The 26,901-nt window shown below is 58.6% G+C and carries 19 protein-coding genes and 3 rRNA genes; 9 read left to right on the top strand and 13 right to left on the bottom strand.

The genetic code is table 11. The features are described 5' to 3' along the window. Nucleotides 1-160 precede the first annotated feature (160 nt). From HU725_RS05555 to HU725_RS05525, 7 genes are all read left to right on the top strand, one after another. On the top strand, nucleotides 161-967 hold the full coding sequence (locus HU725_RS05555) for an NAD-dependent epimerase/dehydratase family protein (protein ID WP_186476484.1): 807 nt from the start codon (nucleotides 161-163) through the stop codon (nucleotides 965-967). A gap of 27 nt (nucleotides 968-994) precedes the next feature. After that, nucleotides 995-1,870: a glucurono-1,5-lactonase gene (locus HU725_RS05550; protein WP_186476483.1), complete on the top strand. Its 876-nt coding sequence runs from the start codon at nucleotides 995-997 to the stop codon at nucleotides 1,868-1,870. Between the two features lie 73 nt (nucleotides 1,871-1,943). Next, nucleotides 1,944-2,915: a TRAP transporter substrate-binding protein gene (locus tag HU725_RS05545; RefSeq protein WP_186476482.1), complete on the top strand. Its 972-nt coding sequence runs from the start codon at nucleotides 1,944-1,946 to the stop codon at nucleotides 2,913-2,915. 60 nt (nucleotides 2,916-2,975) lie between these two features. After that, a complete protein-coding gene (locus HU725_RS05540; protein WP_186476481.1) occupies nucleotides 2,976-3,503 on the top strand; it encodes a TRAP transporter small permease in 528 nt (175 codons plus the stop codon). Next, complete coding sequence (locus tag HU725_RS05535; protein ID WP_085675302.1) at nucleotides 3,504-4,784, top strand: TRAP transporter large permease; 1,281 nt, start codon at nucleotides 3,504-3,506, stop codon at nucleotides 4,782-4,784. Nucleotides 4,785-4,839: 55 nt separating this feature from the next. After that, nucleotides 4,840-5,760: an EamA family transporter gene (locus HU725_RS05530; protein WP_186476480.1), complete on the top strand. Its 921-nt coding sequence runs from the start codon at nucleotides 4,840-4,842 to the stop codon at nucleotides 5,758-5,760. Continuing rightward, complete coding sequence (locus HU725_RS05525; RefSeq protein WP_186476479.1) at nucleotides 5,760-6,617, top strand: aldose 1-epimerase; 858 nt, start codon at nucleotides 5,760-5,762, stop codon at nucleotides 6,615-6,617. Before HU725_RS05530 ends, HU725_RS05525 begins: the two co-directional genes overlap by 1 nt. Before the next feature lie 39 nt (nucleotides 6,618-6,656). Here HU725_RS05525 and HU725_RS05520 read toward each other — a convergent pair whose 3' ends face one another. From HU725_RS05520 to HU725_RS05465, 12 genes are all read right to left on the bottom strand, one after another. Beyond that, nucleotides 6,657-7,553 carry a LysR family transcriptional regulator gene (locus tag HU725_RS05520; RefSeq protein WP_186476478.1) on the bottom strand — a complete coding sequence of 299 codons (897 nt, stop codon included), beginning with the start codon at nucleotides 7,551-7,553 and terminating at the stop codon, nucleotides 6,657-6,659. Between the two features lie 61 nt (nucleotides 7,554-7,614). Next, entirely contained in the window at nucleotides 7,615-9,627 is a 2,013-nt protein-coding gene (locus HU725_RS05515; protein ID WP_186476477.1) for a pyridoxamine 5'-phosphate oxidase family protein, read from the bottom strand. 28 nt (nucleotides 9,628-9,655) lie between these two features. Continuing rightward, the gene (locus tag HU725_RS05510) at nucleotides 9,656-10,279 is read right to left on the bottom strand and encodes a glutathione S-transferase family protein (RefSeq protein ID WP_186476476.1); all 624 of its coding nucleotides are present in this window, start codon (nucleotides 10,277-10,279) and stop codon (nucleotides 9,656-9,658) included. 124 nt (nucleotides 10,280-10,403) lie between these two features. Then, on the bottom strand, nucleotides 10,404-10,958 hold the full coding sequence (locus HU725_RS05505) for a UPF0149 family protein (RefSeq protein WP_060480232.1): 555 nt from the start codon (nucleotides 10,956-10,958) through the stop codon (nucleotides 10,404-10,406). 90 nt (nucleotides 10,959-11,048) lie between these two features. After that, nucleotides 11,049-12,038, bottom strand: a complete 990-nt coding sequence (locus HU725_RS05500; RefSeq protein WP_186476475.1) for an asparaginase — start codon at nucleotides 12,036-12,038, stop codon at nucleotides 11,049-11,051. Continuing rightward, nucleotides 12,035-13,189: a hypothetical protein gene (locus tag HU725_RS05495; protein ID WP_186476474.1), complete on the bottom strand. Its 1,155-nt coding sequence runs from the start codon at nucleotides 13,187-13,189 to the stop codon at nucleotides 12,035-12,037. Before HU725_RS05495 ends, HU725_RS05500 begins: the two co-directional genes overlap by 4 nt. 9 nt (nucleotides 13,190-13,198) lie before the next feature. After that, nucleotides 13,199-14,095, bottom strand: coding sequence for a nitrilase family protein (locus tag HU725_RS05490; RefSeq protein WP_186476890.1), 897 nt, complete (start codon nucleotides 14,093-14,095; stop codon nucleotides 13,199-13,201). A gap of 154 nt (nucleotides 14,096-14,249) precedes the next feature. Then, nucleotides 14,250-16,184, bottom strand: a complete 1,935-nt coding sequence (locus HU725_RS05485) for a flavin monoamine oxidase family protein (protein WP_186476473.1) — start codon at nucleotides 16,182-16,184, stop codon at nucleotides 14,250-14,252. A 146-nt stretch (nucleotides 16,185-16,330) separates the two neighbouring features. Continuing rightward, entirely contained in the window at nucleotides 16,331-17,974 is a 1,644-nt protein-coding gene (locus HU725_RS05480; RefSeq protein WP_060480237.1) for an acetolactate synthase large subunit, read from the bottom strand. A 306-nt stretch (nucleotides 17,975-18,280) separates the two neighbouring features. After that, nucleotides 18,281-18,396, bottom strand: a 5S ribosomal RNA gene (gene rrf, locus HU725_RS05475). A 128-nt stretch (nucleotides 18,397-18,524) separates the two neighbouring features. Beyond that, nucleotides 18,525-21,416: ribosomal RNA gene (locus HU725_RS05470) — 23S ribosomal RNA — on the bottom strand. Nucleotides 21,417-21,705: 289 nt separating this feature from the next. Then, nucleotides 21,706-23,242, bottom strand: a 16S ribosomal RNA gene (locus HU725_RS05465). Together the 16S, 23S and 5S rRNA genes form the textbook arrangement of a ribosomal RNA operon. Before the next feature lie 458 nt (nucleotides 23,243-23,700). Between HU725_RS05465 and HU725_RS05460 the strand changes: the two genes are divergently transcribed. Next, nucleotides 23,701-24,573 (top strand): formate/nitrite transporter family protein, encoded by an 873-nt coding sequence (locus HU725_RS05460; RefSeq protein ID WP_186477625.1) that lies wholly within the window; start codon nucleotides 23,701-23,703, stop codon nucleotides 24,571-24,573. 2 nt (nucleotides 24,574-24,575) lie between these two features. Here HU725_RS05460 and HU725_RS05455 read toward each other — a convergent pair whose 3' ends face one another. Then, nucleotides 24,576-25,670, bottom strand: coding sequence for an MBL fold metallo-hydrolase (locus HU725_RS05455; protein WP_186477624.1), 1,095 nt, complete (start codon nucleotides 25,668-25,670; stop codon nucleotides 24,576-24,578). A gap of 120 nt (nucleotides 25,671-25,790) precedes the next feature. On the opposite strand from HU725_RS05455, the gene HU725_RS05450 reads away from it, so the two are divergent. Further along, entirely contained in the window at nucleotides 25,791-26,873 is a 1,083-nt protein-coding gene (locus HU725_RS05450; protein WP_186477623.1) for a diguanylate cyclase, read from the top strand. Nucleotides 26,874-26,901: the final 28 nt, after the last annotated feature.

Below are 26,901 nucleotides of genomic sequence, written 5' to 3'. Positions count from 1 at the left end.
CCACCAGGCCTGCTTTTGCAATTGACCCAAGCCCGTAACAGCGGCTTGCGCCGCAAAGAGAAAAACAAAGCCAGACAAGCAGCATTGACAACCCGCGGAAGCACTGTCGATAATCACCCAAGTCATACGACAACTTACAACAATTACAAGTAGAGCTGCCATGACCATCACCCCCTTCAAGCGCCTGCTGCTCACCGGAGCGGCAGGCGGCCTCGGCCAGGTCCTTCGCCAACGCCTCGCTGGCTGCGCCGAAGTCTTGCGCCTTTCCGACATCGCGCCCATGGCACCCGCCAGCGGGCCTCAAGAAGAAGTCATCACCTGTGACCTTGCCGACAAGGCTGCGGTCCATGCATTGGTCGAAGGCGTCGATGCCATCGTGCACTTCGGCGGCGTGTCTACCGAGCATGCGTTCGAGGACATTCTGGGCCCCAACATCTGCGGTGTGTTTCACATCTACGAAGCGGCCCGCAAGCACGGGGTCAAGCGCATTATCTTCGCCAGCTCCAACCACGTGATCGGCTTCTACCGCCAGGACCAATCGATCGATGCCCACGCCCTGCGCCGGCCTGACAGCTACTACGGGCTGTCGAAGTGCTACGGCGAGGATGTCGCCAGCTTCTATTTCGACCGCTATGGCATAGAAACCGTCAGCATTCGCATCGGCTCTTCGTTCGAGGCGCCACAAAACCCACGCATGCTCTGCACGTGGCTGAGCTACGACGACCTGACCCAACTGATCGAGCGCGGCCTGTTCACCCCTGGGGTTGGCCATACCGTGGTCTACGGCGCATCGGCCAACCGCACCGTCTGGTGGGACAACCGCCACGCTGCGCACTTGGGTTACCAGCCCAAGGACAGCTCCGAAGTGTTTCGCGCAGCGGTAGAGGCCCAACCTGCGCCAGCCGCCGACGACCCGAGCATGGTCTATCAGGGCGGTGCCTTCGTCGCATCCGGCCCCTTCAACTGATTCAGCGCCCGGCCAGGAGGCTTGAGCATGCACTGCGAACTGATAGTCGACGCCCGCAACGGCACCGGCGAAAGCCCCGTTTGGCACCCGATCGAGCAAGCACTGTACTGGGTGGACATCCCGGCCCGCCAGTTGCACCGCTGGAAGGATGGCAACCATCAGCAGTGGCAGGGCGACGAGATGCTGGCCTGTATTGCCCGCACGGCCCAGGGTTGGCTGGCGGGCATGGAAAGCGGCGTTTTCCAGCTGCAAACCAAGGCAGACGGTAGCCTTGAAAGCCACCTGTACAGCGCGGTCGAACACGCCCAAGCGGGCATGCGCTTGAACGACGGGCGTTGCGACCGCCAGGGCCGCTTCTGGGCCGGCAGCATGCTCATGGACATGCCGCAAGGTGCCCATGTCGGTGCACTGTATCGGGTCGATGGCGCAAACCAGGTACACCAGCAACTGACGGGCATGATCGTGCCCAATGGCCTGGCCTTCAGCCCGGACGGCACTCGCATGTACCTGTCCGACTCGCATCCCAACGTGCAGAAGATCTGGACCTTCGATTACGACATCGACAGCGCCACCCCGCACAACCAGCGGCTGTTCGTCGACATGCGGGCCTTCCCAGGCCGCCCTGACGGCGCCGCCATCGATACCGACGGCTGCTACTGGATCTGCGCTAACGACGCCGGGCAGATTCATCGCTTCACCCCGGATGGGCGGCTGGACCGCTCGCTGACGGTGCCCGTGAAAAAACCGGCGATGTGTGCCTTTGGCGGCGCCGATTTGAGCACCTTGTTCGTCACCTCCATTCGCCCGGCAGAGGGCGACCTCAGCGACCAACCCCTGGCCGGAGGCGTATTTGCTTTACGCCCCGGTGTTCAGGGCCTGGAGGAGCCGGCCTGGCGTCCTTGAACGCGGCCGGCCCGATCACCCAACACCCAGCATCACGCGCGAAACCAGATAATAAAAACCACGGAGTTTCACCATGACCTTCAAACGCAAGCTGCTTCTTGCCGTACTTCCCTTCGCTTTCAGCCTGTCCATGCCAGCCTCGGCACTGGACATCAAGTTCGCCGAAATCCACCCGGCCGGTTACCCGACCGTGGTTGCCGAACAGAACATGGGCAAAAAGCTTGAACAGGCCAGCAATGGTCAGATCACGTTCAAGATGTTCCCAGGCGGGGTATTGGGCTCTGAGAAGGAGGTGATCGAGCAAGCACAGATCGGTGCGGTGCAGATGACACGCGTCAGCCTTGGCATCGTCGGCCCGGTAGTGCCTGATGTGAACGTGTTCAACATGCCGTTCGTGTTCCGAGACCACGCACACATGCGCAAGGTCATCGACGGCGAGATCGGCCAGGAAATCCTCGATAAGATCACCAACTCCGAATTCAACCTGGTTGCCCTGGCCTGGATGGATGGCGGTTCGCGCAGCCTGTACACGAAAAAGCCCGTGCGCAAGCTTGAAGACCTCAAAGGCATGAAGATCCGCGTGCAGGGCAACCCGCTGTTCATCGATATGATGAACGCCATGGGCGGTAACGGCATTGCCATGGACACCGGTGAAATCTTCAGCGCCCTGCAGACTGGGGTGATCGACGGCGCCGAAAACAACCCGCCGACCTTGCTCGAACATAACCACTACCAGAGCGCCAAGTACTTCACCCTGACCAACCACCTGATTCTGCCGGAGCCGGTGGTGATGTCGAAAACCACCTGGAACAAGCTCTCACCCGAACAGCAGGCACTGGTGCAGAAAGTCGCCCGCGAAGCGCAAATGGAAGAGCGCGCGCTATGGGATGCCAAATCTGCTGCCAGCGAAGAGAAGCTCAAGGCGGCGGGTGTCGAGTTCATCGCCGTCGACACCAAGCCGTTCTTCGATGCCACCGCCCCGGTGCGCGAGAAGTACGGTGCCCAGTACGCCGACCTGATGAAGCGCATCGACGCCGTTCAGTAACCCTTCCCAAGATGGCCTCGGCAGTGCGACGCCCGTCGCCCTGCCGCTTTGGTGATGCCTATGAAAATGCTTGTGCTGAGCGTCAACGACGGGCTTTATCGAGCCTGCATCTGGGTGGCTGGGCTGTCGATCCTGACCATGTCCCTGATCATTCCCTGGGGCATCTTCGCCCGCTACGTACTGGGTACCGGGTCCAGTTGGCCGGAGCCGGTGGCGATATTGTTGATGGTGCTATTCACCTTCATCGGCGCGGCTGCCAGTTACCGGGCCGGTGCGCACATGGCGGTAGCGATGGTCACCGACCGCCTGCCTGAACCCCTGCGGCGACTGGTAGCGATATTCACCCAGCTGTTGATGCTGGCGGTGTGTGTGTTCATGACCTGGTACGGCTTCAAGCTATGCGCCACCACCTGGAACCAGTACATGGCCTCACTGCCCAGCGTGCGGGTGGGCATGAGCTATGCCCCGATCCCGGTCGGCGGGGTGCTGACGTTGATATTCGTGCTGGAAAAGCTCCTGCTCGGCGACCAAAGCCAGCGCAGGGTGGTGCAGTACGACCTGGTGGAAGAAACCGAGGGGGCGGCGTAAATGGATGCGTTCATTCTGTTGGGCAGTTTCATTGCGCTGATCCTGCTGGGAATGCCGGTCGCCTATGCGTTGGGATTGTCGGCGCTGATCGGGGCGTGGTACATCGATATACCGCTGCAGGCGATGATGATTCAGGTCGCCAGTGGGGTTAACAAGTTCTCGCTGTTGGCCATTCCGTTCTTCGTGCTTGCCGGCGCCATCATGGCCGAGGGTGGCATGTCGCGCCGGCTGGTGGCATTCGCCGGGGTGCTGGTGGGTTTCGTGCGCGGCGGCCTATCGCTGGTGAACATCACCGCATCGACCTTTTTCGGCGCCATCTCGGGTTCGTCGGTGGCAGATACCGCGTCGGTGGGCTCGGTGCTGATTCCAGAAATGGAGCGCAAGGGCTACCCACGTGAGTTTTCCACCGCCGTCACGGTCAGCGGCTCGGTGCAGGCACTGCTGACCCCTCCCAGCCATAACTCGGTGCTCTACTCGCTGGCGGCAGGCGGCACGGTGTCGATCGCTTCGCTGTTCATGGCCGGGGTGATGCCTGGGCTGCTGCTGAGCGCGGTGATGATGGGCCTGTGCCTGATCTTCGCCAAGAAGCGCAACTACCCCAAGGGCGAGGTGATCCCGCTGCGCCAGGCGTTGAAGATCGCCGGTGAAGCCTTGTGGGGCCTCATGGCCATGGTGATCATCCTGGGCGGCATCCTCTCGGGGGTGTTCACCGCCACAGAATCGGCTGCGGTGGCGGTGGTGTGGTCGTTCTTCGTGACCATGTTCATCTACCGCGACTATAAGTGGCGCGACCTGCCCAAGTTGATGCACCGCACAGTGCGCACCATCTCGATCGTGATGATCCTGATTGGCTTTGCCGCAAGCTTTGGCTACGTGATGACCCTGATGCAGATCCCGTCGAAGATCACCACGGCGTTTCTGACCCTGTCGGATAACCGCTATGTGATCCTGATGTGCATCAACTTCATGCTCCTGCTGTTGGGCACGGTGATGGACATGGCGCCGCTGATTCTGATCCTGACACCAATCCTGCTGCCAGTGATCACTGGTATCGGCGTGGACCCTGTGCATTTCGGCATGATCATGCTGGTGAACCTGGGGATCGGACTGATCACACCGCCAGTAGGCGCGGTGCTGTTCGTCGGGTCAGCGATTGGCAAGGTCAGTATCGAGGCCACCGTGAAAGCGCTGTTGCCGTTTTATGTGGCGCTGTTTCTGGTGCTGATGGCGGTGACCTATATCCCAGCTATTTCGCTGTGGTTACCCAGCGTCGTCTTGTAATCGTAACGAGGGGCCGCGCTGCGGCCCTTCGGTCTTACTGCAAACGGACCTGCACATGGCTACTCCCTGCTCTACTGCAATCATCTTCCCGCGTAAACTGGCCATCGCTCTGCTCGCCCTGCTGGCGTGCGCGTTCGCCGGCAACCACATCGCCGCGCGCATCGCATTCGATGACGATACCGGCGTGCTGCTGGCGATTCTCTGCCGCTCGGGGGTGACCTTGCTGGCCTTGGCCTGCCTTGTAATGTGGCAGCGCCAACCACTGGGCCTGCCCGCCGGGACACGGCGCTGGCAATTGCTGCTGGGGCTGCTGATCGCTACGCAAAGCCTGTGCCTGTATTCGGCAGTGGCACGTATTCCAGTGGCCCTGGCGCTGCTGGTAGGCAACACCTTTCCGATGATTCTGGCGCTACTGACCTGGGCCCTGGGAGGCGCACGCCCCACCCGGCGTACGGTGCTATTGATGGGCCTGATCCTGTGCGGCCTGGTATTGGCGCTGGATGTCCCTGCCCGGTTGGCCGATACCGGTGACGCCAACCCGCACTGGGCTTTAGGCGTGAGCCTGGCACTGTGCGCGGCCTGCGTATTCGCCGGTGCCCTGTGGATCACTGACCACAAACTGGCCGCCGTCCGCGGCCCGGTGCGCAGCCTTCTTACCCTGTTAATCGTGTTCAGCAGCATGCTGGTTGCGGGTTTGAGCGGGGTAATGCCTGCAGGCTTATCGTTGCCAGCCAGCACCAGCGGTTGGGTGGCGCTGGCCAGCTTGGTGGTGCTGTATGGCGTGGCCTTTACCTTGCTGTTCGTCTGCGTGCCGAGGCTGAACATGGCGCAGAACGCGCCGGTGATGAATGTCGAACCCATCGCCACCTTGTTGCTGGGCTGGGCGTTACTTGGCCAGCAACTGAGCGGGTTGCAACTGCTGGGCGGGGCCGTGGTGGTGTGCGGCATCGTTCTGCTGACCTACCGGAGGCCCTGATGCTACACCTGCAAGATCGCCTGACACGCCTGAGCCTGGCACCGGAACTGGGCGCCAGCCTGGTCAATTGGCGGGCCAAGGCGAACGGCCAGGCGCTGCTGCGCTACACGGACGAAGCAGCGCTGGCCAGCGGCAACCCGCGGCGAATGGGCTGCTACCCTTTGGCGCCCTGGTCCAACCGTATTGCCGGGGGCGGTTTTCTGCGCCCAGATGGCTGGGTGACGCTGAGCCCGAACACCAGCCATGATCCTTACCCGATCCACGGCAGCGCCTGGCAACAGGCCTGGCAAGTCGAGCAGCACAGCGATGGCCTGGCCCGTCTCAGCCTCGATAGCACTGTGCCGTTCGCCTACCGGGCAACATTGGAAGTGCGCCTGCAGGAGGGCTGTTTGAGCCTTGATCTGCAAGTGACTCATCAAGATAAGGCTGCCACGTGGTATGGACTGGGCTTGCACCCCTATTTTCCGCGCTATCGCGATACGCGAGTGCGTGCGCACGCGCGCACGGTATGGCTGGCGGACGCAGAACAATTGCCATCACGCCAAGCCGATATTCCACAGCCGTGGCGCTTGACCACAGCACAGCTTCTGCCTGCCGAAACGGTCGACCATGCCTTCAGCGGATGGCCAGGCGACTGCGTGATCGAGCATCCAAGCGCAGGGTATCGGCTGGTGTGCAGTGCCAGCGGCGCCGAGCACTTTTTGCTGTTCTGCCCGCATCAGCAGCCATTTTTCTGCTTTGAGCCAGTGAGCCACCCAATCAATGCGCACCACCTGCCAGGGCGGCCTGGGTTGAAGTTATTGCAGGCGCACGATACGACCAGTCTGGGGTTCAAGATGCAGTACCAAGCACTTTAGTTGCCCTGGGTTGGCAGGTGGCCGAGTACAGTTGGCCGGTCAGTCCAACTGTCGAGCGCGTAGGTCCTGCGCCAGCAGGTCGATGAACGACCGCACCTTGGCGGAGCCGTACTTGCTTTCGCGGTGCAGCACGTGGATGGGCCACGGGGCTTCTTCGTAATCGGCGAGAATGACCTGCAACTGGCCGCTGGCCAGTTCATCGACCACCTGATACGACAGCAGCCGGGCGATGCCCAAGCCGCCAACGGCTGCCGCGATCGCACCGTCGTTGCTGGTGACCGTCAAGCGTGGGTTCAAGCGCACCAGGGTCGGTTCGTCGGCCAGGCCAAAGCGCCAGCCGGCGCGCGGTGACAGGTTGGTGGTGGCGATCACCCAATGTTTCGACAAATCCGACGGGTGTCGGGGCTCGCCCATGCGCGCCAGGTAATCGGGCGAGGCACACAGCATGCGCCGCACTCGTCCCACGGGCAGGGCCTTGAGGCCAGAATCGGGCAGCGGCCCGATGCGCACGGCCACATCCATGCCCTCCTCGACCATGTTCACTACCCGGTCGAGCAAGTATGCCGATACATCCACCTCAGGGTACTGTTGCAGGTAGCGCACTATGCAAGGCATGACGAATTTCTTGCCAAACAGGATCGGCGCCGTAATGGCCAATTCGCCTTTTGGCGTTGCGTTGATACCGGCAGCGGCCTCGTTGGCCTCGTGAATGCTGGCCAGGATGTGCCGGGTGTCTTCCAGGTAGCGGCCGCCTGCTTCGGTCAGCCGCACGCTGCGGGTAGTGCGCAGCAGCAACTTGACCCCAATCTGCTCTTCGAGTGCGCTGACAGCGCGGGTAACCGCTGCCGGGGAAATATCCAGGCGCCGGGCGGCAGCGGCAAAGCTTTCCAGCTCGCCGACAGCCACGAACACCTTCATCAGGTGGATCTGGTCCATGCAGGCTCCTGGGCCCTGAGTGTTGCGGCATTATCAGCCATCGGTTCGCTCAGGGGCCAGCTCAAAGCTCAAGAACCAGAGCCTGAGCCGGCACCGCACAACAGATCAGCGCGGTGCCCTCCTCTGGCCGCTCGGCGGGTGGATTGGGGTAATGCACCTGCCCGCTGACCACCTTGGTTTTACAGGTTCCGCAAGAGCCACCGCGGCAGCTGAAATCCGGGGTCAGCCCCCGGGCTTCAGCCAGCTCCAGCAAGGTTCCACTACCCGGCGCCCAACGCGCCTCTTTGGCAGAACTGGCGAAGTACACGGGCACCGGCTCACTGGCAGCTGGAGGCTGCTGCCAAGTTGGCTGAGGGACTTCGCCATGCCGGCGCAAGGTCGATGGCCCAAAGGCTTCGGCATGGATGCGGGCATCCGGCACGTGCACACTGCGCAGCCCCTCGTACAGGTCCTGCGTGAAGCTGGCAGGGCCACACAGGTAGAAGTCATAATCGTCCAATGCCAGCATCGCCTTGACCTGGGCAATGCCAAGGCGCCCTGTGTGCTCATAATCACGCCCTGGCACGGCGTGGGCCTCAGGCTGGCTCAGTGAACGATGCAGGCGCAAGCGTGGCCCAGCGCGGTGCTGCAAGTGCGCCAGCTCCTGTTGAAACGGCAGGTCACTCAGGCTTCGCGCACCGTGGAACAAATAGATGCGGCGCGCCTGCCCGGCCGCCAGCAATGCCCGTAGCATGGCAAGCAGCGGGGTGATGCCCACCCCGGCGCCGAGCAACACCACGGGGCGCTCGCTTGCGCTGTCCAGCGTGAAGCTGCCCATTGGCAAACGCACCTTCAAGGTACTGCCTGGCCCAATCTGCCCATGCAAATGGCGCGACCCCGGGCCTTGCGCCTTGACGCTGATGCGCAAGAACTCGTCGCTAGGGGCGCTGGACAGGCTATAGGTGCGAATCGACGGCGCCGCGCCCTGCAACGCAATCTGCACGGGGATATGCTGCCCAGGTGCGAATGCCACTGGCGCATCGGGCGCAAGGTAAAACGAGCGGATGTCACGACTCTCCTGCTCCACCCGCAGCACTTGCCAGGTCAGCCACTGGCCTTGGCGTTGGCGCTGCTGCAACTGCTGGTCGGCCTGCTCCCAGGTGCCAGTCATCAGGCTGGTCGGCGCATACTCGTTGAATACCCAGCGCAGGCTGACTGCGGCCCGGCGCAGCACAACGCGCTCGATGTCCAGTGTCCAAAGCCGTTCAGCGCCCTCGAAAGCTTTGATCAGCGGGCTGTCCAGCACCAGCTCGGTGCGCCCGCTGAGCTGCAGCACATCGCCAGTGGTGAAGTCGACGAACAGCAAACCGGCATGCGGATTCTCCAGCAGGTTACCAAGGGTATTGAAATGCAAATTGCCGGCAAAGTCGGGGATGGTCAGGCGGTTGCCTTCAACCCTGACGAAGCCGGGGCGCCCGCCACGGTGCGAGACATCCACCGAACGCTGTGCGTTTTCATCCTCGATGTAACTGGCAACGAAGAAGGTGTCTGCAGCGGCGATCATCTGGCTCGTCACGGCATCGAGCCTATGGGCATCGACGCGCTTTTGAGCCGGCTCATCGACCCGGGTGTATTCACGCAGTTGAATATATTGCGGGCAATTGCCGAAGGCCTGTTCGACCTGCACGGTCAGACTGCCATCGGCCGCCTGAGCGATCTGCCCATTGATGCGATTGCGCCGACGCGTGTGCAGCTCGATGCCCAGCAGGCCGATAGCCCCTCCAGCCGCCAGCCCCGGCATGGCAGGGTCGTCATCGGCAGGATGAGCCGTGATCAGCAATTGCCGGGGGTCGGGTGAGTTCACGAAGCCTTCCGGGCCTTCGAGCAGGGTCGCCCAGGGGCGGCCGGCCTGATCCACAGAGCCGGCGATGATGAACGGAAGTTGCTGATAGAACGTGCGGTGCTGGTCGGGCATGTAGTCACGGATGACCTTCTGCCCGAACACTTCCATGCGCTGCGACACTCCCACCTGCTCCTGCAGGCGCTTCTCACCGGCATGCCAGGGCGAGATCCGATGGTTGGGAAGTTGCGTCATGGCGACAGTCCTCAGGTGCGTGAGTGGCTCAGATGTGGCTTTGTAGCCCCACAGCGGTGCGTGGCATGGCGACGAAGCCAGGCAGCGCTTCGATACGGGCCAGCCAGGCGCGTACATTCGGGTAGGGCTCCAGCGATACATTGCCTTCTGGTGCGTGAGCGATGTACGAATAGTTGGCTACATCGGCGATGGTCGGCTGGTCGCCGATGAGGAAGGCCGCCTTGGCCAGTTCGCCCTCCATGACCTTGAGCAAGGTATGCGCACGGCCAATCACTTCGTCGGTGTTGAAGGCTGCGCCAAACACGGTCACCAAGCGGGCAGCGGCAGGGCCGAAGGCCAGTGGGCCGGCAGCCACCGACAGCCAGCGCTGCACCCGGGCGGCGTTCAGCGGATCATGAGGCAGCCACTTGCCAGCCTTGTCGTACGTGGCAGCGAGGTAGACCAAAATGGCGTTGGAGTCGGCGATGACGTTGCCGTCATCCTCGATCACCGGCACTTGGCCGAATGGATTGAGGGCAAGAAACTCAGGTTGCTTATGCGCGCCTTTGGCAAGGTCGACGAATACCTGCTCGTTGGGAAGGTCGAGCAGCGACAGCATCAGCTCGATACGGTGAGCGTGGCCTGATTTGGGGAAGTTGTAGAATTTGATCATGATGCAGGCTCCAAGAGGGCACCACGGTGGTGCCCGGTTGGAGCTCATCTTGCGGTCATTCGCCTGGCAGGTGAATCAGCGCGGGAAGCAAACCATAATTTCGCCTAGCGAAACAATCATGCGGTCAATGCCGGGAATGCTTCTGGTATCGATAGAGACTACGCGCCGCTTGCACAACCTGTGGCACACAGGCCTGCAATTCATCAAAGCTCATGGCATCGAGCAACTCGAAATTGTCTTCTAGCCCATGCAATGAAATCGCCTTGAGCAGTTGGTCCTGTTCTGGCGGCAGTTCGCCCCACGCCGCGACCTGCGTGCCGCGCATGTAGCCAAAGCACCACTCTTCCATGATGATCGCAGGGCCCTCCTCGGCCTCACTGTGCTCGAACAGCGGCTCGAAGCCTTCGAGGTCTTGCGCAAGTTGCTCGGCGACCTGGTCGGCATAACGCAGCATCAATGCGGTATAGGCCTCCTCATGGGCAGGCTTCTTGAATTTAGGGACTTTGCCACCTGCCACAGTGGGCAGCCATTGCTCTGGTAGCACGTCGACCGGGGAGCTGGCCAACGCAGTGAAAAAGCCGTTGAGCTCGGCCAGGTTGAGCACCGAGTAGTCGTTGCCGTAGGTGATCAGCAGGTCTTCGAGGCGGGCGAGTTCTTTTTCGCTCAGTGGTGGCAGCATGGGTTCAGGTCCTGGAAAGCAAAGGTGTGTGCACCCTAGCACAGGACTGCTGCAGGTTCGCCCGCCGCCTTGGCTCGGCGGGCATTTTCCCTAGTGCGCCAGCCAGTCTGGCAATACCACTGGGTCACTCTGGCCAATCAGCAGCCACAGCAACACTCGGCATTTGCGTGGGCAGAGCATCCCGGCCATGTACACGCCTTTGGCTTGCAGGTCGATTTCAGCACCGACAAAGCCATAAGTGGCGCCAGCAGTCGGCCCACAACCGGTACGGCTGGCCACGATCACCGGCATGTCACGAGCGATCCGCGCCAGTGCCTCGGACCAGGCAGCTGATACATGGCCAGCCCCGAACCCGGCGACGACCAGCCCCTCGTAGCCCAGCGCAGGAATGGTCTCTAGCAGTGCAATATCGGCATCCAGGCAGGCCTCGATAAGTGCGACACGCTGATCGCACCGTTGTGGCGGCGCCAGGACCCTGCGCGGCGCGGCAGAGCATCGATAAAGCACTCGCCCTTCCACCACGCACCCTTCCAGCCCACATCCAGGGGATTGGAAGGCAGCCATCGCCATGCTGGCAGTCTTGCGAACATGGGCGGCCTGATGAATCTGATCGTTGATTACAACCAGCACGCCACGCCCGTGACTGTTGATCGACAGTGCCACCTGCACTGCAGCCAACAGGTTGGCCGGCCCATCATTACCCGGCTGACTGGCCGCACGCATGGCCCCCGTCATAACTAGAGGGATGTCGTAAGGCCACAACCTATCAAGGAGATAGGCAGACTCCTCAAGTGTGTCCGTACCTTGGGTCAGCACCACCGCCTGGGCTCCACGCTCCACTTCACAACGCGCCCAGGCCAACACGTCTAGCATGATCTGGAAGGTCAGCGATGCACTGGGCAGCAAGCAAAGCGTAACGCTGGTGATTTCGGCAAGCGCTGCTAGCTGCGGTATTGCAGCCAACAAATCATCGCCTTCCAGGCTCGGCGTTATCCCTTTGCCTGGCGACGCTGGCTGCATGCTGACCGTTCCCCCCAAGCAGCCTAGCGATAATCGAGGCAGACGGGTTTTCTCGCTCATACTCCAGCTCCTCTGATCAGCACGAGTAGCGATACGATGCCAAATGTGCAAATGGCCATTGATACAACGTTGCCGATATAACCGTGCATGTAACCCGGCAAGCGCTGACTGATAGCTGCCGCTAAAGGCGGCGCAAACAGCGCCCCGAGGGCGGCACTGCTCAGCACCACGAGCCAGTCACCACCCAGTGTCAGCACTGAGGCAGGCACCACCGATACGATGGGAATGTAGGTCGGATACCAACCACGCGCTCGCCAATGGCGCCGCCAAAGCAACACACCCAGTAGCGAGGCCAAGGCCTGGCCGACAAGCATGGGCAACAACAACTCAGAGCCATAGGCGGGGCCTAGCGGGGCTAACGCATAGGCGAGTAGCGCCCCAGTCAGCAGACCCAGGCTGGCCAGCTCATTACCGAAAAACGCTGCTTCGCTGAAGTCGGCAAGCACCCGACGCAACACCCAAAACGCACCGTAATCTGGTTTGTCAGTGACGAGCGCCGGCATTCGAGGACGCAAGCCGTCACGCACCAAAGATGGAAAGCGCTTACAAAGCATGAAAGCCAACAGGCTTGCCAGCGCCATGCCGCAAACGTTGCCAATCACCACCGGAACCTGCAGTGGGTAGCACAGGAAGTTGACCAACAGCAGGCTGGCAGGCGTCACCAACACGGCTCCCAGCAGCGCCCCTGAGAGGCAGACGCGCCAGCCGCCGCCGAACAACAGCACCATGGCAGCCGGCAACGAAACGAAGGCCACAAAGGTGGGTTGCCAGAGACCGCTAGCCAGTGTCCAACCCCAGAGCATATGGCTTAGCAGCAGGCCAAGCAGAGAACTCATGAACAACCAGGGCCACAGGCCGCTACCATAGCAGATAGCGAAGCCCTGCCAACGATATCCCTGCACATGTGCAAAATGGGCCAGGCAGGCGCCCACAAGCATGCCCAGCGCTGGCAACTCGTGTTTATAGAAGGCAACTTCACTGATATCGCCGACGATCCAGCGCAGCCGGCTCAATGGCTGATCCAGTGAAGCGGACAGCGTTGCGTAGTCAGAAAATAAGCTAACCACCACACTGGCGAGCAGCAATGCTACGAGGGTCAGCAGGGTGAACAACAGCATGTGATGCCGCGCGCAAGGAGATGTCTGTTCCATAAGACCCCCTCAGCGTGGCATCAGAGGATGCATGCGATAACCCAGCGCGGCATCGTATAAATCGGTACGACGGTCTCGCGGCAGGTCGTTGAGGCTGTTCCAGATGGGGGCCGAGCGCGCTGCACTCAGGTCGACATCGGCGTAGACGATGCATTGCTCCTGCGCATCGGCGACCTCTCCAATCGGCCAGCCATCTGTACCTGCAATCAACGAACAGCCAAGGAAGCGCCCTCCCCGCTCATTACCAATGCGGTTTGCGGCTGCGATGTAGAGATTGTTGACGTGGGCAGCGGTCATGGTGAGGTACGAAGCCATGCAGCGCCCCGCCGCATCGAAGAGTGGCGGCGGTGTCCACACCCAGTTATTCAAGCTGCAAATGATATCGGCTCCTTGACCCGCCATCAGCCGCGAAACTTCAGGGAACCAGATATCCCAGCAAATCAGCAGCCCGATGCGGCCAATCGGCGTTTCGAAAACCGGAAAGCCCAGGTCCCCTGGGGTGAACCAAAGCTTCTCCTGGTTCCACAAGTGCGCCTTGCGATAGTGCCCGAGGCGGCCTTGTGGGCCGAACAGCACGGCACTGTCATAGAGTCTCAGGCCGTCCCGCTCGGCGAAGCCGGCAGCAAGGTAGACCTGATTGCTTTGCGCGAACTCGGCCCAGGCTTGCTGACTTGGACCATGGTCCAGGACTTCGGCATGCGCATAGGCTTCGGCTCGCGAATGGAACGTGTAGCCTGTATTTGCAAGCTCCGGCAGCACAATCAGATTGGCGCCTTCGCTGACTGCACGGCAGGCCAGGGCCAAACTTCGGCTCAAGTTACTTTCAGCGTGCGCCAGACCCACTTGCGGGTCGAATTGAATGACGGCGATACGGACGGGACTTACAGCACTGCTGGATGCAGACATGACGGCTTCCTTCGTTTTTGATTGTTGTGGAAGGACGCCAAGTAGAACGGGAGTTGCCCGTGGCGCGACAGTCAGGGGACTCCCACGGGGCTTGAAGGACAAGGCGAATCAGGATGTAAGATAAAGCCTAGGGATATGCTTCGAATCCCCGCACTTACTGAACCTGGTAATGCGGATAGTGGACAAGATCGAACCCCCCATTGAAACGAGCAGAGGTGTGATTGCACAGATTGATCACGGCATCGATGGCCGTGCGAAGGCAAGGCTCCGTCCAGCCAGCGTCGACGGAGAACGATTCGCCGGCCAGGTAGAGCCCAGAAGCGCAGCTGAAGTCACGGTTATACTTCATCAGGCTGACAGCATCATAATAGGTGCCGGGACGGTACAACTTCGCACAGCCCAATGCGTTTCGGTCTGTCATCCATCGCTGTATGCGAATGTTTCGGGTATCGATGTAGGGCGAAATGGGTTCTGCAATATTGCTGCAGCGCAACAGAATGCGGTCGAGTTCTTTGATGCATTTATCGCCCAGTTCGTCATCAGTAAAAACGGCCAGTTTCGTTGCATCATCCTCCCAGGTGTAACTCAGCAGGATGCAGTCCTCTGGGTAACGGTCGTTGTAGCGGTAGGCGTAGACATCGTGCACGAAGCTGTCGGTTACCAGAATCTGAGGCAGCCGTTTATTAAGGTCTAGAAAGCTTTTGTGCAACGGTGCGTAGATTTTGCAGCTAGTTTCCCAGTGGGCATGTGTCCAGGCATCAATCACCGATCGAGGCAACATCTCTTGGCTGAAACCTTCCAGGCGCATATTTGTTTCAATGAGCCACGAAGGCGTAGTGAGGATGACGCTGTCAAACGCTGCATCGAGTAATTGCACTCGCTCTGGCTGGCTATGCTGCCAGCGATACTCAACTCGGATCTTTCCGTCGGGTTGCTTGTGAAGCCCACATACCGAACTATCGGTCAGTAGGCCATCCTTTCGTGTCAGCAAATGGCGATAGAGCGATGAGTCTGGCCCCTCGATGTCCATGAACAGCAAGCATTCATCAAGGGCAGCCAGGCCAATATATGCAGGCGCCTGAAACTGAAGCCCTCTGCTGTCAGACACGCTGCCTGCTCCAAGGTAAGGGGCGGCTAAAGGGTCGCCATCTTGATCGACTCGGCCATGGACCAACTGCAAGTGGCTACTGAAACCGAAAATGGCTGTGCGCAGCGGATATAGGCAGCAGACGTCATAGAAGGCTCCCCAACTGCCATCACCAATGCCGATTGCATAAAAAACGGCAGACTCCTCCCGCGTCATGCCCAACCCGCCGAAGTCACCTGCCTTTTTTGGGTCCCAAGCCTGCAGAACTGGCATTCGGACCAGTTCACGGAATGACAAGCGATGATAACGTTCGACTATGGCTGACCACATCGCCTGCCACTCTTGCGTACCGTACACAGCTGCCACCCGTTCTGCGAACTGCTCAGCGAAACGCCGCCATTTGTCATGAACCGACGCCAGTATGGTGCTTGGTGGTGGCGTATCACCCTCCGGGTTATGCCACAACAACAGCTCCGGCTCGCCCTTACCCTCGAGCTGACCCTCCCGCAGATAAATACCTGTGGCATTGACCCATCGTGTACCGGGATTTGGAAAATCGGAAATGTGCAGATCGAATAACTGGGCGTAGTGCGCCATCAGCGAGCGCCCGGCTTTGGGTGCCTCAACGCTTCTATTGAAGAACGGCATGCGCATGGCCCCCATCTCGAAGGGTGTCGAGGGCTGTTTGTAATCTTCACCATTGTTCACCACCGTCAGATGACGACCGCCTACACGTCGGGATTGCTCGATCAACGTGATATGGGTGAAGCCGCAGCGCAATAGCTCTCGCGCAGCAGTCAAACCGGTGACGCCGGCACCTACTATACAAATACGATGTTCATGGCGTGTGGCGCTCGCTATTCCGCCAGCCTGCTCAACCAACCGGCGATAGTCAAAACAAAGGTCTGGGGGGTTAGGGAAACGGACAGCCCATGGCTGGATGAGGCCGTCTGGCTCGATGGCCAAATCAGCGGGATGATTGTGCGTCGATCCGATGGTCATGATCTGGTGCTCCGATTAGTGGAGCATGAGCATGATGGATCAATCACACTGCAGTGCGCTGAATAGCTACTGCCAGAAAGAAACGCGGGCAAGCCCGCTCCAGTTTCCGTTGGAGCAGTCTTGCCCGTGAGAAGGGCCGTTACAGCTTAAACCGCCAGCGCGCGCTCACGCAGTTCGCTGTTGAGGATGCGGTCATTCTCGCTGTAGTCGACAGGGCAGTCGATCACATGGACACCTGGGGTCTTGATGCAGTGCTCCAGCAGCGGCAGCAGACCCTCGGCGCTTTCCACGCGGTGGCCATTGGCACCGTAGGCTTCGGCGTACTTGACGAAGTCCGGGTTGCCATAGTCCAGACCGAAATCGGTGAAGCCCATGTTGGCCTGCTTCCAGCGAATCATGCCGTAGCCATCGTCACGCAGGATCACGACGGTGATATGCATGCCCAGACGCACTGCGGTTTCCAGTTCCTGGCTGTTCATCATGAAGCCGCCGTCACCGCATACCGAGATTACCGGGCGATCCGGGTAAACCAGATGCGAGGCCATGGCCGATGGCAAGCCAGCGCCCATGGTCGCCAGGGCGTTGTCCAGCAGCACGGTGTTGGGCTTGTGCGCCTTGTAGTTACGAGCGAACCAGATCTTGTAGATACCGTTATCCAAGGCGACGATGCCTTCGGATGGCAGCACGCGGCGGATATCCGCAACCAGGCGCTGCGGGTAGACCGGGAAGCGATCGTCATCGGCGCCTTCGGCGATTTGAGCTTCGTTGGCCTCACGGATGGCCATCAGGCGGGTGAAGTCCCAGTGAGCGGTGTCGGTCAGGGCTTCGCTGATCTGCCATACAGCGTTGGCGATGTCACCGATCACCTCCACTTGTGGGAAGTAAACCGCGTCGACTTCGGCGGAACGGAAGCTGATGTGGATGACTTCGGTGCCGCCACGGACCATGAAGAATGGTGGCTTCTCGATCACGTCGTGGCCGATGTTGATGATCAGGTCGGCCGCTTCAATGGCGCGGTGGACGAAATCACCGGAGGACAGCGCGGCGTTGCCGAGGAAGCGCGGGTGGCGTTCGTCGACCACACCCTTGCCCATCTGCGTGGTGATGAACGGGATACCGGTCTTGTCGATCAACTGCTTGAGGACCTTGGCGGTCATCTTGCGGTTGGCGCCGGCGCCGATCACTAGAATCGGGCTGCGAGCTTTTTGCAGTTTTTCTACCGCAGCTTCGATGGCCACGTGCTCGGCCAGCGGACGGCGGTGCAGGCTGCGCGGGATCGGCAGCGCGTCGGTTTGCTCGGCGGCGATGTCTTCAGGCAGCTCCAAGTGTACCGCGCCCGGTTTTTCTTCCTCAGCCAGACGGAATGCTTCGCGCATACGTGCCGGGATGTTGTCGGCCGAAGCGAACTGGTGGGTGTACTTGGTGATGGGGTCCATCATGCCGCACACGTCGATGATCTGGAAGCGGCCCTGTTTGGACTTCTTGATCGGCTTTTGGCCGGTGATCATCATCATCGGCATGCCGCCCAGATAGGCATAGGCACTGGCGGTTACCAGGTTGGTCGCGCCAGGGCCCAGGGTCGACAGGCTGACGCCAGTCTTGCCGGTCAGGCGACCATAGGTGGCGGCCATGAAACCTGCGGACTGCTCATGGCGGGTCAGTACCAGCTTGATCTTCGACTTGCGCAGGGATTCCAGCAGGTCGAGGTTTTCCTCACCAGGAATGCCGAACACATACTCGACACCTTCGTTTTCCAGGCATTGCACAACGACATCGGCGGCCTTGGCCATCTTGCTTGTAACCTCAAGTGATCGGACGTTAATCGTCCAGAAATGCGCAGCACGGTACGCTGGCATCGCTCGGTTCGGGGGCCAGGATTGCCCCGAACTTAAGTCTTGACGCAGCCTAAGCGCGAACAAGTCACGTTTAATTGCGAGAAATATTATCTCACCCCACTAACGGGGCGCACAGGAGGATACAGACAAATGACCTTTGCTTGCAGCGTCAAAGCGCCGCATTATCAATACGCAATCAGCAAAAGCCAGAAAAGACAAAACCCCTACCTGCATGCGCAGATAGGGGTTTTGCGAAATGAATCTTGACGATGACCTACTCTCACATGGGGAAACCCCACACTACCATCGGCGATGCATCGTTTCACTACTGAGTTCGGGATGGGATCAGGTGGTTCCAATGCTCTATGGTCGTCAAGAAATTCTGTAGCCAGAATGTCCTGTTGGACAGCCCAGCGAATTCGGATATGCGATTTGTGATGTTACGAATTTTCGGGTCTTTCGTCTTCACCACCACAATCTGCGTTGCAGATTGCTTGGGTGTTATATGGTCAAGCCTCACGGGCAATTAGTATTGGTTAGCTCAACGCCTCACAGCGCTTACACACCCAACCTATCAACGTCGTAGTCTTCGACGGCCCTTTAGGGGATTCAAGATCCCAGTGAGATCTCATCTTGAGGCAAGTTTCCCGCTTAGATGCTTTCAGCGGTTATCTCTTCCGAACATAGCTACCCGGCAATGCCACTGGCGTGACAACCGGAACACCAGAGGTTCGTCCACTCCGGTCCTCTCGTACTAGGAGCAGCCCCTCTCAAATCTCAAACGTCCACGGCAGATAGGGACCGAACTGTCTCACGACGTTCTAAACCCAGCTCGCGTACCACTTTAAATGGCGAACAGCCATACCCTTGGGACCGGCTTCAGCCCCAGGATGTGATGAGCCGACATCGAGGTGCCAAACACCGCCGTCGATATGAACTCTTGGGCGGTATCAGCCTGTTATCCCCGGAGTACCTTTTATCCGTTGAGCGATGGCCCTTCCATACAGAACCACCGGATCACTAAGACCTACTTTCGTACCTGCTCGACGTGTTTGTCTCGCAGTCAAGCGCGCTTTTGCCTTTATACTCTACGACCGATTTCCGACCGGTCTGAGCGCACCTTCGTACTCCTCCGTTACTCTTTGGGAGGAGACCGCCCCAGTCAAACTACCCACCATACACTGTCCTCGATCCGGATAACGGACCTGAGTTAGAACCTCAAAGTTGCCAGGGTGGTATTTCAAGGATGGCTCCATGAGAACTGGCGTCCCCACTTCAAAGCCTCCCACCTATCCTACACAAGCAAATTCAAAGTCCAGTGCAAAGCTATAGTAAAGGTTCACGGGGTCTTTCCGTCTAGCCGCGGATACACTGCATCTTCACAGCGATTTCAATTTCACTGAGTCTCGGGTGGAGACAGCGCCGCCATCGTTACGCCATTCGTGCAGGTCGGAACTTACCCGACAAGGAATTTCGCTACCTTAGGACCGTTATAGTTACGGCCGCCGTTTACCGGGGCTTCGATCAAGAGCTTCGCTTGCGCTAACCCCATCAATTAACCTTCCGGCACCGGGCAGGCGTCACACCCTATACGTCCACTTTCGTGTTTGCAGAGTGCTGTGTTTTTAATAAACAGTCGCAGCGGCCTGGTATCTTCGACCGGCATGGGCTTACGGAGCAAGTCCTTCACCCTCGCCGGCGCACCTTCTCCCGAAGTTACGGTGCCATTTTGCCTAGTTCCTTCACCCGAGTTCTCTCAAGCGCCTTGGTATTCTCTACCTAACCACCTGTGTCGGTTTGGGGTACGGTTCCCAGTTATCTGAAGCTTAGGAGCTTTTCTTGGAAGCATGGCATCAACCACTTCGCGCTCTAAAGAGCACTCGTCATCAGCTCTCGGCCTTAAGATCCCGGATTTGCCTAAGATCTCAGCCTACCACCTTAAACTTGGACAACCAACGCCAAGCTGGCCTAGCCTTCTCCGTCCCTCCATCGCAATAACTGGAAGTACAGGAATATTAACCTGTTTTCCATCGACTACGCTTTTCAGCCTCGCCTTAGGGACCGACTAACCCTGCGTCGATTAACGTTGCGCAGGAAACCTTGGTCTTTCGGCGTGCGAGTTTTTCACTCGCATTGTCGTTACTCATGTCAGCATTCGCACTTCTGATACCTCCAGCAAGCTTCTCAACTCACCTTCACAGGCTTACAGAACGCTCCTCTACCGCATCACCAAAGGTGATACCCGTAGCTTCGGTGCATGGTTTGAGCCCCGTTACATCTTCCGCGCAGGCCGACTCGACTAGTGAGCTATTACGCTTTCTTTAAAGGATGGCTGCTTCTAAGCCAACCTCCTAGCTGTCTAAGCCTTCCCACATCGTTTCCCACTTAACCATGACTTTGGGACCTTAGCTGACGGTCTGGGTTGTTTCCCTTTTCACGACGGACGTTAGCACCCGCCGTGTGTCTCCCATGCTCGGCACTTGTAGGTATTCGGAGTTTGCATCGGTTTGGTAAGTCGGGATGACCCCCTAGCCGAAACAGTGCTCTACCCCCTACAGTGATACATGAGGCGCTACCTAAATAGCTTTCGAGGAGAACCAGCTATCTCCGAGCTTGATTAGCCTTTCACTCCGATCCACAGGTCATCCGCTAACTTTTCAACGGTAGTCGGTTCGGTCCTCCAGTCAGTGTTACCTAACCTTCAACCTGCCCATGGATAGATCGCCCGGTTTCGGGTCTATACCCAGCGACTAAACGCCCTATTAAGACTCGCTTTCGCTACGCCTCCCCTATTCGGTTAAGCTCGCCACTGAATATAAGTCGCTGACCCATTATACAAAAGGTACGCAGTCACCTAACAAAGTAGGCTCCCACTGCTTGTACGCATACGGTTTCAGGTTCTATTTCACTCCCCTCTCCGGGGTTCTTTTCGCCTTTCCCTCACGGTACTGGTTCACTATCGGTCAGTCAGTAGTATTTAGCCTTGGAGGATGGTCCCCCCATGTTCAGACAAAGTTTCTCGTGCTCCGTCCTACTCGATTTCATTGATAAGAGACTTTCGTGTACGGGGCTATCACCCACTATGGCCGCACTTTCCAGAGCGTTCCACTAATCTCAAACCAACTTAAGGGCTGGTCCCCGTTCGCTCGCCACTACTAAGGGAATCTCGGTTGATTTCTTTTCCTCAGGGTACTTAGATGTTTCAGTTCCCCTGGTTCGCCTCTTGCACCTATGTATTCAGTACAAGATACTCAGCTTATGCTGAGTGGGTTCCCCCATTCAGAGATCTCTGGATCACAGTCTGTTTGCCGACTCCCCAAAGCTTATCGCAGGCTACCACGTCTTTCATCGCCTCTGACTGCCAAGGCATCCACCGTATGCGCTTCTTCACTTGACCATATAACCCCAAGCAATCTGGTTATACTGTGAAGACGACATTCGCCGAAAATTCGCATGTTGCGCTTACGCGCAGAACTCACAAATTTTACCTTAGCCTGATACCCAGCAGTGAAACTGGCTATCAGTCTATATCTATCACATATCCGAATTTTTAAAGAACGATCTGACAAAGTCAGAAATCAACATTCGACGCGAATGTTCATTTCTGAATTCGATCAGGTGCAACGTCTTCAACCATGAATCAAGCAATTCGTGTGGGAGCTCATCAGCAGGCTGATGTCGTCGATTAAGGAGGTGATCCAGCCGCAGGTTCCCCTACGGCTACCTTGTTACGACTTCACCCCAGTCATGAATCACACCGTGGTAACCGTCCTCCCGAAGGTTAGACTAGCTACTTCTGGTGCAACCCACTCCCATGGTGTGACGGGCGGTGTGTACAAGGCCCGGGAACGTATTCACCGCGACATTCTGATTCGCGATTACTAGCGATTCCGACTTCACGCAGTCGAGTTGCAGACTGCGATCCGGACTACGATCGGTTTTGTGAGATTAGCTCCACCTCGCGGCTTGGCAACCCTCTGTACCGACCATTGTAGCACGTGTGTAGCCCAGGCCGTAAGGGCCATGATGACTTGACGTCATCCCCACCTTCCTCCGGTTTGTCACCGGCAGTCTCCTTAGAGTGCCCACCATAACGTGCTGGTAACTAAGGACAAGGGTTGCGCTCGTTACGGGACTTAACCCAACATCTCACGACACGAGCTGACGACAGCCATGCAGCACCTGTGTCAGAGTTCCCGAAGGCACCAATCCATCTCTGGAAAGTTCTCTGCATGTCAAGGCCTGGTAAGGTTCTTCGCGTTGCTTCGAATTAAACCACATGCTCCACCGCTTGTGCGGGCCCCCGTCAATTCATTTGAGTTTTAACCTTGCGGCCGTACTCCCCAGGCGGTCAACTTAATGCGTTAGCTGCGCCACTAAAATCTCAAGGATTCCAACGGCTAGTTGACATCGTTTACGGCGTGGACTACCAGGGTATCTAATCCTGTTTGCTCCCCACGCTTTCGCACCTCAGTGTCAGTATCAGTCCAGGTGGTCGCCTTCGCCACTGGTGTTCCTTCCTATATCTACGCATTTCACCGCTACACAGGAAATTCCACCACCCTCTACCGTACTCTAGCTTGCCAGTTTTGGATGCAGTTCCCAGGTTGAGCCCGGGGCTTTCACATCCAACTTAACAAACCACCTACGCGCGCTTTACGCCCAGTAATTCCGATTAACGCTTGCACCCTCTGTATTACCGCGGCTGCTGGCACAGAGTTAGCCGGTGCTTATTCTGTCGGTAACGTCAAAACAGCAAGGTATTAGCTTACTGCCCTTCCTCCCAACTTAAAGTGCTTTACAATCCGAAGACCTTCTTCACACACGCGGCATGGCTGGATCAGGCTTTCGCCCATTGTCCAATATTCCCCACTGCTGCCTCCCGTAGGAGTCTGGACCGTGTCTCAGTTCCAGTGTGACTGATCATCCTCTCAGACCAGTTACGGATCGTCGCCTTGGTGAGCCATTACCTCACCAACTAGCTAATCCGACCTAGGCTCATCTGATAGCGCAAGGCCCGAAGGTCCCCTGCTTTCTCCCGTAGGACGTATGCGGTATTAGCGTTCCTTTCGAAACGTTGTCCCCCACTACCAGGCAGATTCCTAGGCATTACTCACCCGTCCGCCGCTGAATCAAGGAGCAAGCTCCCGTCATCCGCTCGACTTGCATGTGTTAGGCCTGCCGCCAGCGTTCAATCTGAGCCATGATCAAACTCTTCAGTTCAATACTGCTTGGGTTTTTAAGAAACCCTAAACTTGGCTCAGCAATCTCAAATGACTATGTGATTTCTCGCATGGTCACTTGTGATGCTGATAATCTTTGTGACTATCAGTCCGTACTCACAAGCACCCACACGAATTGCTTGATTCGATTTGTTAAAGAGCGTTTGGTTAAGAGCGTTTCGTCTCAACCGAGGCGCGCATTCTACGCTTTCCTCATTTGCTGTCAAGCGTTTATTTTGAAGTTTTTTTGCGAGCCGTTTTTCTCAAAACCGTTCTACTTCAACAACTTACCGCTTGCCTCGCTGCGTTCAACGCTGCGAGGAGGCGAATAATACGCCCTTTGAAATCAGAGTCAACACCTTGCACTGAAAAAACTTCGTTTCTTCATCACAGGGCTCTGGCAACTAAATGCATCAAGTATCGCTCTGTAGAGAAACCCACCCGTGGAGCGAAGCGGCAATGAGCGACGTAGAAAGCGAGAAAACCCCTGGCCTGTCGGCAGATGAAGAAAAGGAGATCAGTGATAATCAGCCACCAAGAGCGGCCGTGCTGCACGAAACCATTCGTTTCCAGGGCGATCATGAACTGGAGCGCACATTGGGGGCACTGTGGTGGTCGGCCTTGGCCGCAGGTTTGACGATGGGCCTGTCATTGATGGCCATGGGCTTGCTTTATTCCCGCCTTCCCGAGGGCGAAAGCGCTCAGGTTATCGCCAGCCTCGGCTACAGCGCAGGTTTTCTGGCAGTGATCCTCGCACGCCAGCAGCTGTTCACCGAAAACACCATTACCGCCGTACTGCCCGTCATGACCACTCCAACCCTGGCCAACTTCGGGCGCCTACTGCGCCTTTGGGGGGTTGTGCTGCTGGGTAATCTGGTAGGCACGCTACTGGTTGCCTGGGTGATGCTCGAGCTGCCGATCTTCGACAGCAAGACCGACGAGGCATTTCTGGAGGTAGGCCGCAAGGTGATGGAAAACGACATCAGCCAGATGTTTGCCAAAGGCATCATCTCGGGCTGGATGATCGCCACCATGGTCTGGATGATACCGTCCATGGAAAGCGCCAAGGTCTGGATCATCATCATGATCACCTACCTGATGGCGTTGGGTGACTTTACTCACATCGTCGTTGGCTCAGCCGAAGTCTCCTATCTGGTGTGGGCTGGCGAGGAAACCTGGCGCAACTTCTTGTTCACCTTCGCCTTGCCGACCCTGGCCGGTAACATCATCGGCGGGAGCTGTATCTTCGCCCTGATCAGCCATGCCCAGGTGCGCAGCGAAAGCGGCACCCCGCCAGAACCGCCAGCCAAGCAGGAGAAACGCCGCGATTGAATTCAGCGTGCCAGCAGCTCCGGCTCCGCGTTCCGGCCGCGCCGAGGCACTGGGTTGGGCTGCCACCAGTTCTGCCCCTCGTGGGGCGAATCGATGCTCAACCGCTCTCCCATTAGCGGTGTGCTCAGGCGTACCTGCGCAGCACCGGCCAGGGCAACGATGCGCTCGAACGGCTCTTGCCACCCATGGATGGCAAGATCGAAGGTGCCGTTATGAATCGGTAGCATCCAGCGCCCGCGCAAATCCAGGTGCGCCTGCAGGCTCTGTTCCGGCTGCATGTGCACGTTTGGCCAGGCCTGGTTGTAGGCGCCGGTCTCTATCAAGGTCAGGTCGAACGGGCCGAATCGCTCGCCGATTTGCGCGAAACCTGGGAAATAACCGGTATCACCACTGAAGAACACGCGAGTCTGTTGGTCTATCAGCACCCAGGACGCCCACAAGGTGCGGTTGCTGTCGAACAGCCCGCGCCCAGAAAAGTGCTGTGCGGGTGTGGCGACAAAGCGTATCCCCTCAATCTCGGTTTCCTGCCACCAGTCCAGTTGCGTGACTTGAACTGCGGGCACACCCCACCCGATCAGGCGATCTCCCACACCCAGCGGCGTCAGAAATTGCCGAGTGCGCGGGGCCAAACACCGGATCGCCTGTTCATCGAGGTGGTCGAAGTGGTCATGGGACAGAATGACCGCTGCCAGGGGCGGTAAATCATCGAGCGCCAGGGGCGGGGCATGGAACCGCTGGGGCCCTGCCCATTGCACAGGCGAGGCGCGCTCGGCGAAGACCGGGTCGGTGATGAAATAGTGCCCGCGCAACTTCAGCAACACTGTGGAATGCCCTAGGCGCCAGAGGCTGCGGTCTGGGGCCTCGAGTACCTCTTGGCGAGTCATGGGTTGCAGGCTGATCGGTCCCGCCGGCCGAGTTTGCGGTGGTTTGCGCAGAAGCAGGTACTTCAAACCGATGCGTAGTTTCTTCAGCACGCCATCCTGGGGCAGGCTGGCCTGATTGTGGAAACGTCCGTCCCGCTGCGGCGCCGACTGGTCGCCAGGGTTAGCCATGGGAGCCATTAGCAGCATCACTCCAAGCAAGAAGAAAGGCTTCATGCTACCCCACTGGAGTCACATCAACCGTGAATTGGCTTGTAAGGTCATTTTTCATCTACCCGACGCTGCACGACAATATTCACCGCATTTATGCGATAAACGGCACCCCGGCAGAAGAGCATGACCATGATGGATAATCGCAGCGGCAAAGGACTTTCATTCGTCAAGCGTATCTACCTGCCACGCATCCTCGGGATGGCCATGGGCCTGTTGTGCGTAGCCGCCGCCGTAGCGCCGCTCTCGCCACCGCCCTGGGTCTGGCTGTTGATGTTGATCAACGGTTTGCTGTGGCCCCATGTCGCTTACCGCTGGGCTTCGCGTTCGGCCTCCCCTTATCAGGCAGAACAACGCAACCTGGTGCTGGACTCGCTGACGGGCGGCTTCTGGGCCGCCGCTATGCACTTCAACCCCCTGCCAAGCGTGACGGTATTGTCGATGATGACCATGAACAACGTGGCCGCAGGCGGCAAGCGCTTGATCGTTCGTGGCTTCATCGCTCAAGTGACGGGTATCCTAGTGGGCAGTGCCCTGCTGGGCACCGGGCTGCAGTTGCATACCACGCCATTACAGATCTATGCCTGCCTGCCGATGCTCACGCTGTATCCGATGGCTCTGGGCGGGGTCTGTTACTACCTGGCGATCAAATTGGCCGAGCACAAACGCCGCCTCAGCGCCCTGAGCTTGACCGACAGCCTCACAGGCCTGCTGAACCACGGGGCCTGGAAAGACCTGCTGCTGATCAGGTTCGAGACATGCCGGCAGCAGCAGTTACCCAGCATGGTAGCGTTGATCGACATCGATCATTTCAAATCCATCAATGACACTTTCGGCCATGTGGTAGGTGATTGCGTACTGCGCCAGATAAGTGAAGCACTCAAGCGCAACCTGCGTGATGCCGACAGGGCTGGCCGTTATGGCGGTGATGAGTTCTGCGTGATACTGACCGCTGCCGGTGAGGCGCAGGCCTGGCAGGCCATGGAGCGGTTGCGCGAAGATGTCGCCAGCTACCGCAACCCAGCGTTGCCGCATCTGCGCATCAGCCTGAGCATCGGCATCGCCCCGTTCAACGCCGGCCTGCAGTCTCCCGAGCACTGGCTGGAACAGGCTGACAAGGCGCTGTACAGTGCCAAGCATCGTGGGCGCGACCGGGTCAATTTTGCCCAGGACGAACCCACCCCGCTGAGGCTGGCCTATCCTGATTGAAATGCCTTGCTGCTGCCTAGGCGGGGGC

Origin of the sequence: Pseudomonas promysalinigenes (assembly GCF_014269025.2) — a bacterium.
GTDB lineage: Bacteria > Pseudomonadota > Gammaproteobacteria > Pseudomonadales > Pseudomonadaceae > Aquipseudomonas > Aquipseudomonas promysalinigenes.
This window is presented reverse-complemented; position numbering and strand designations above follow the sequence as displayed.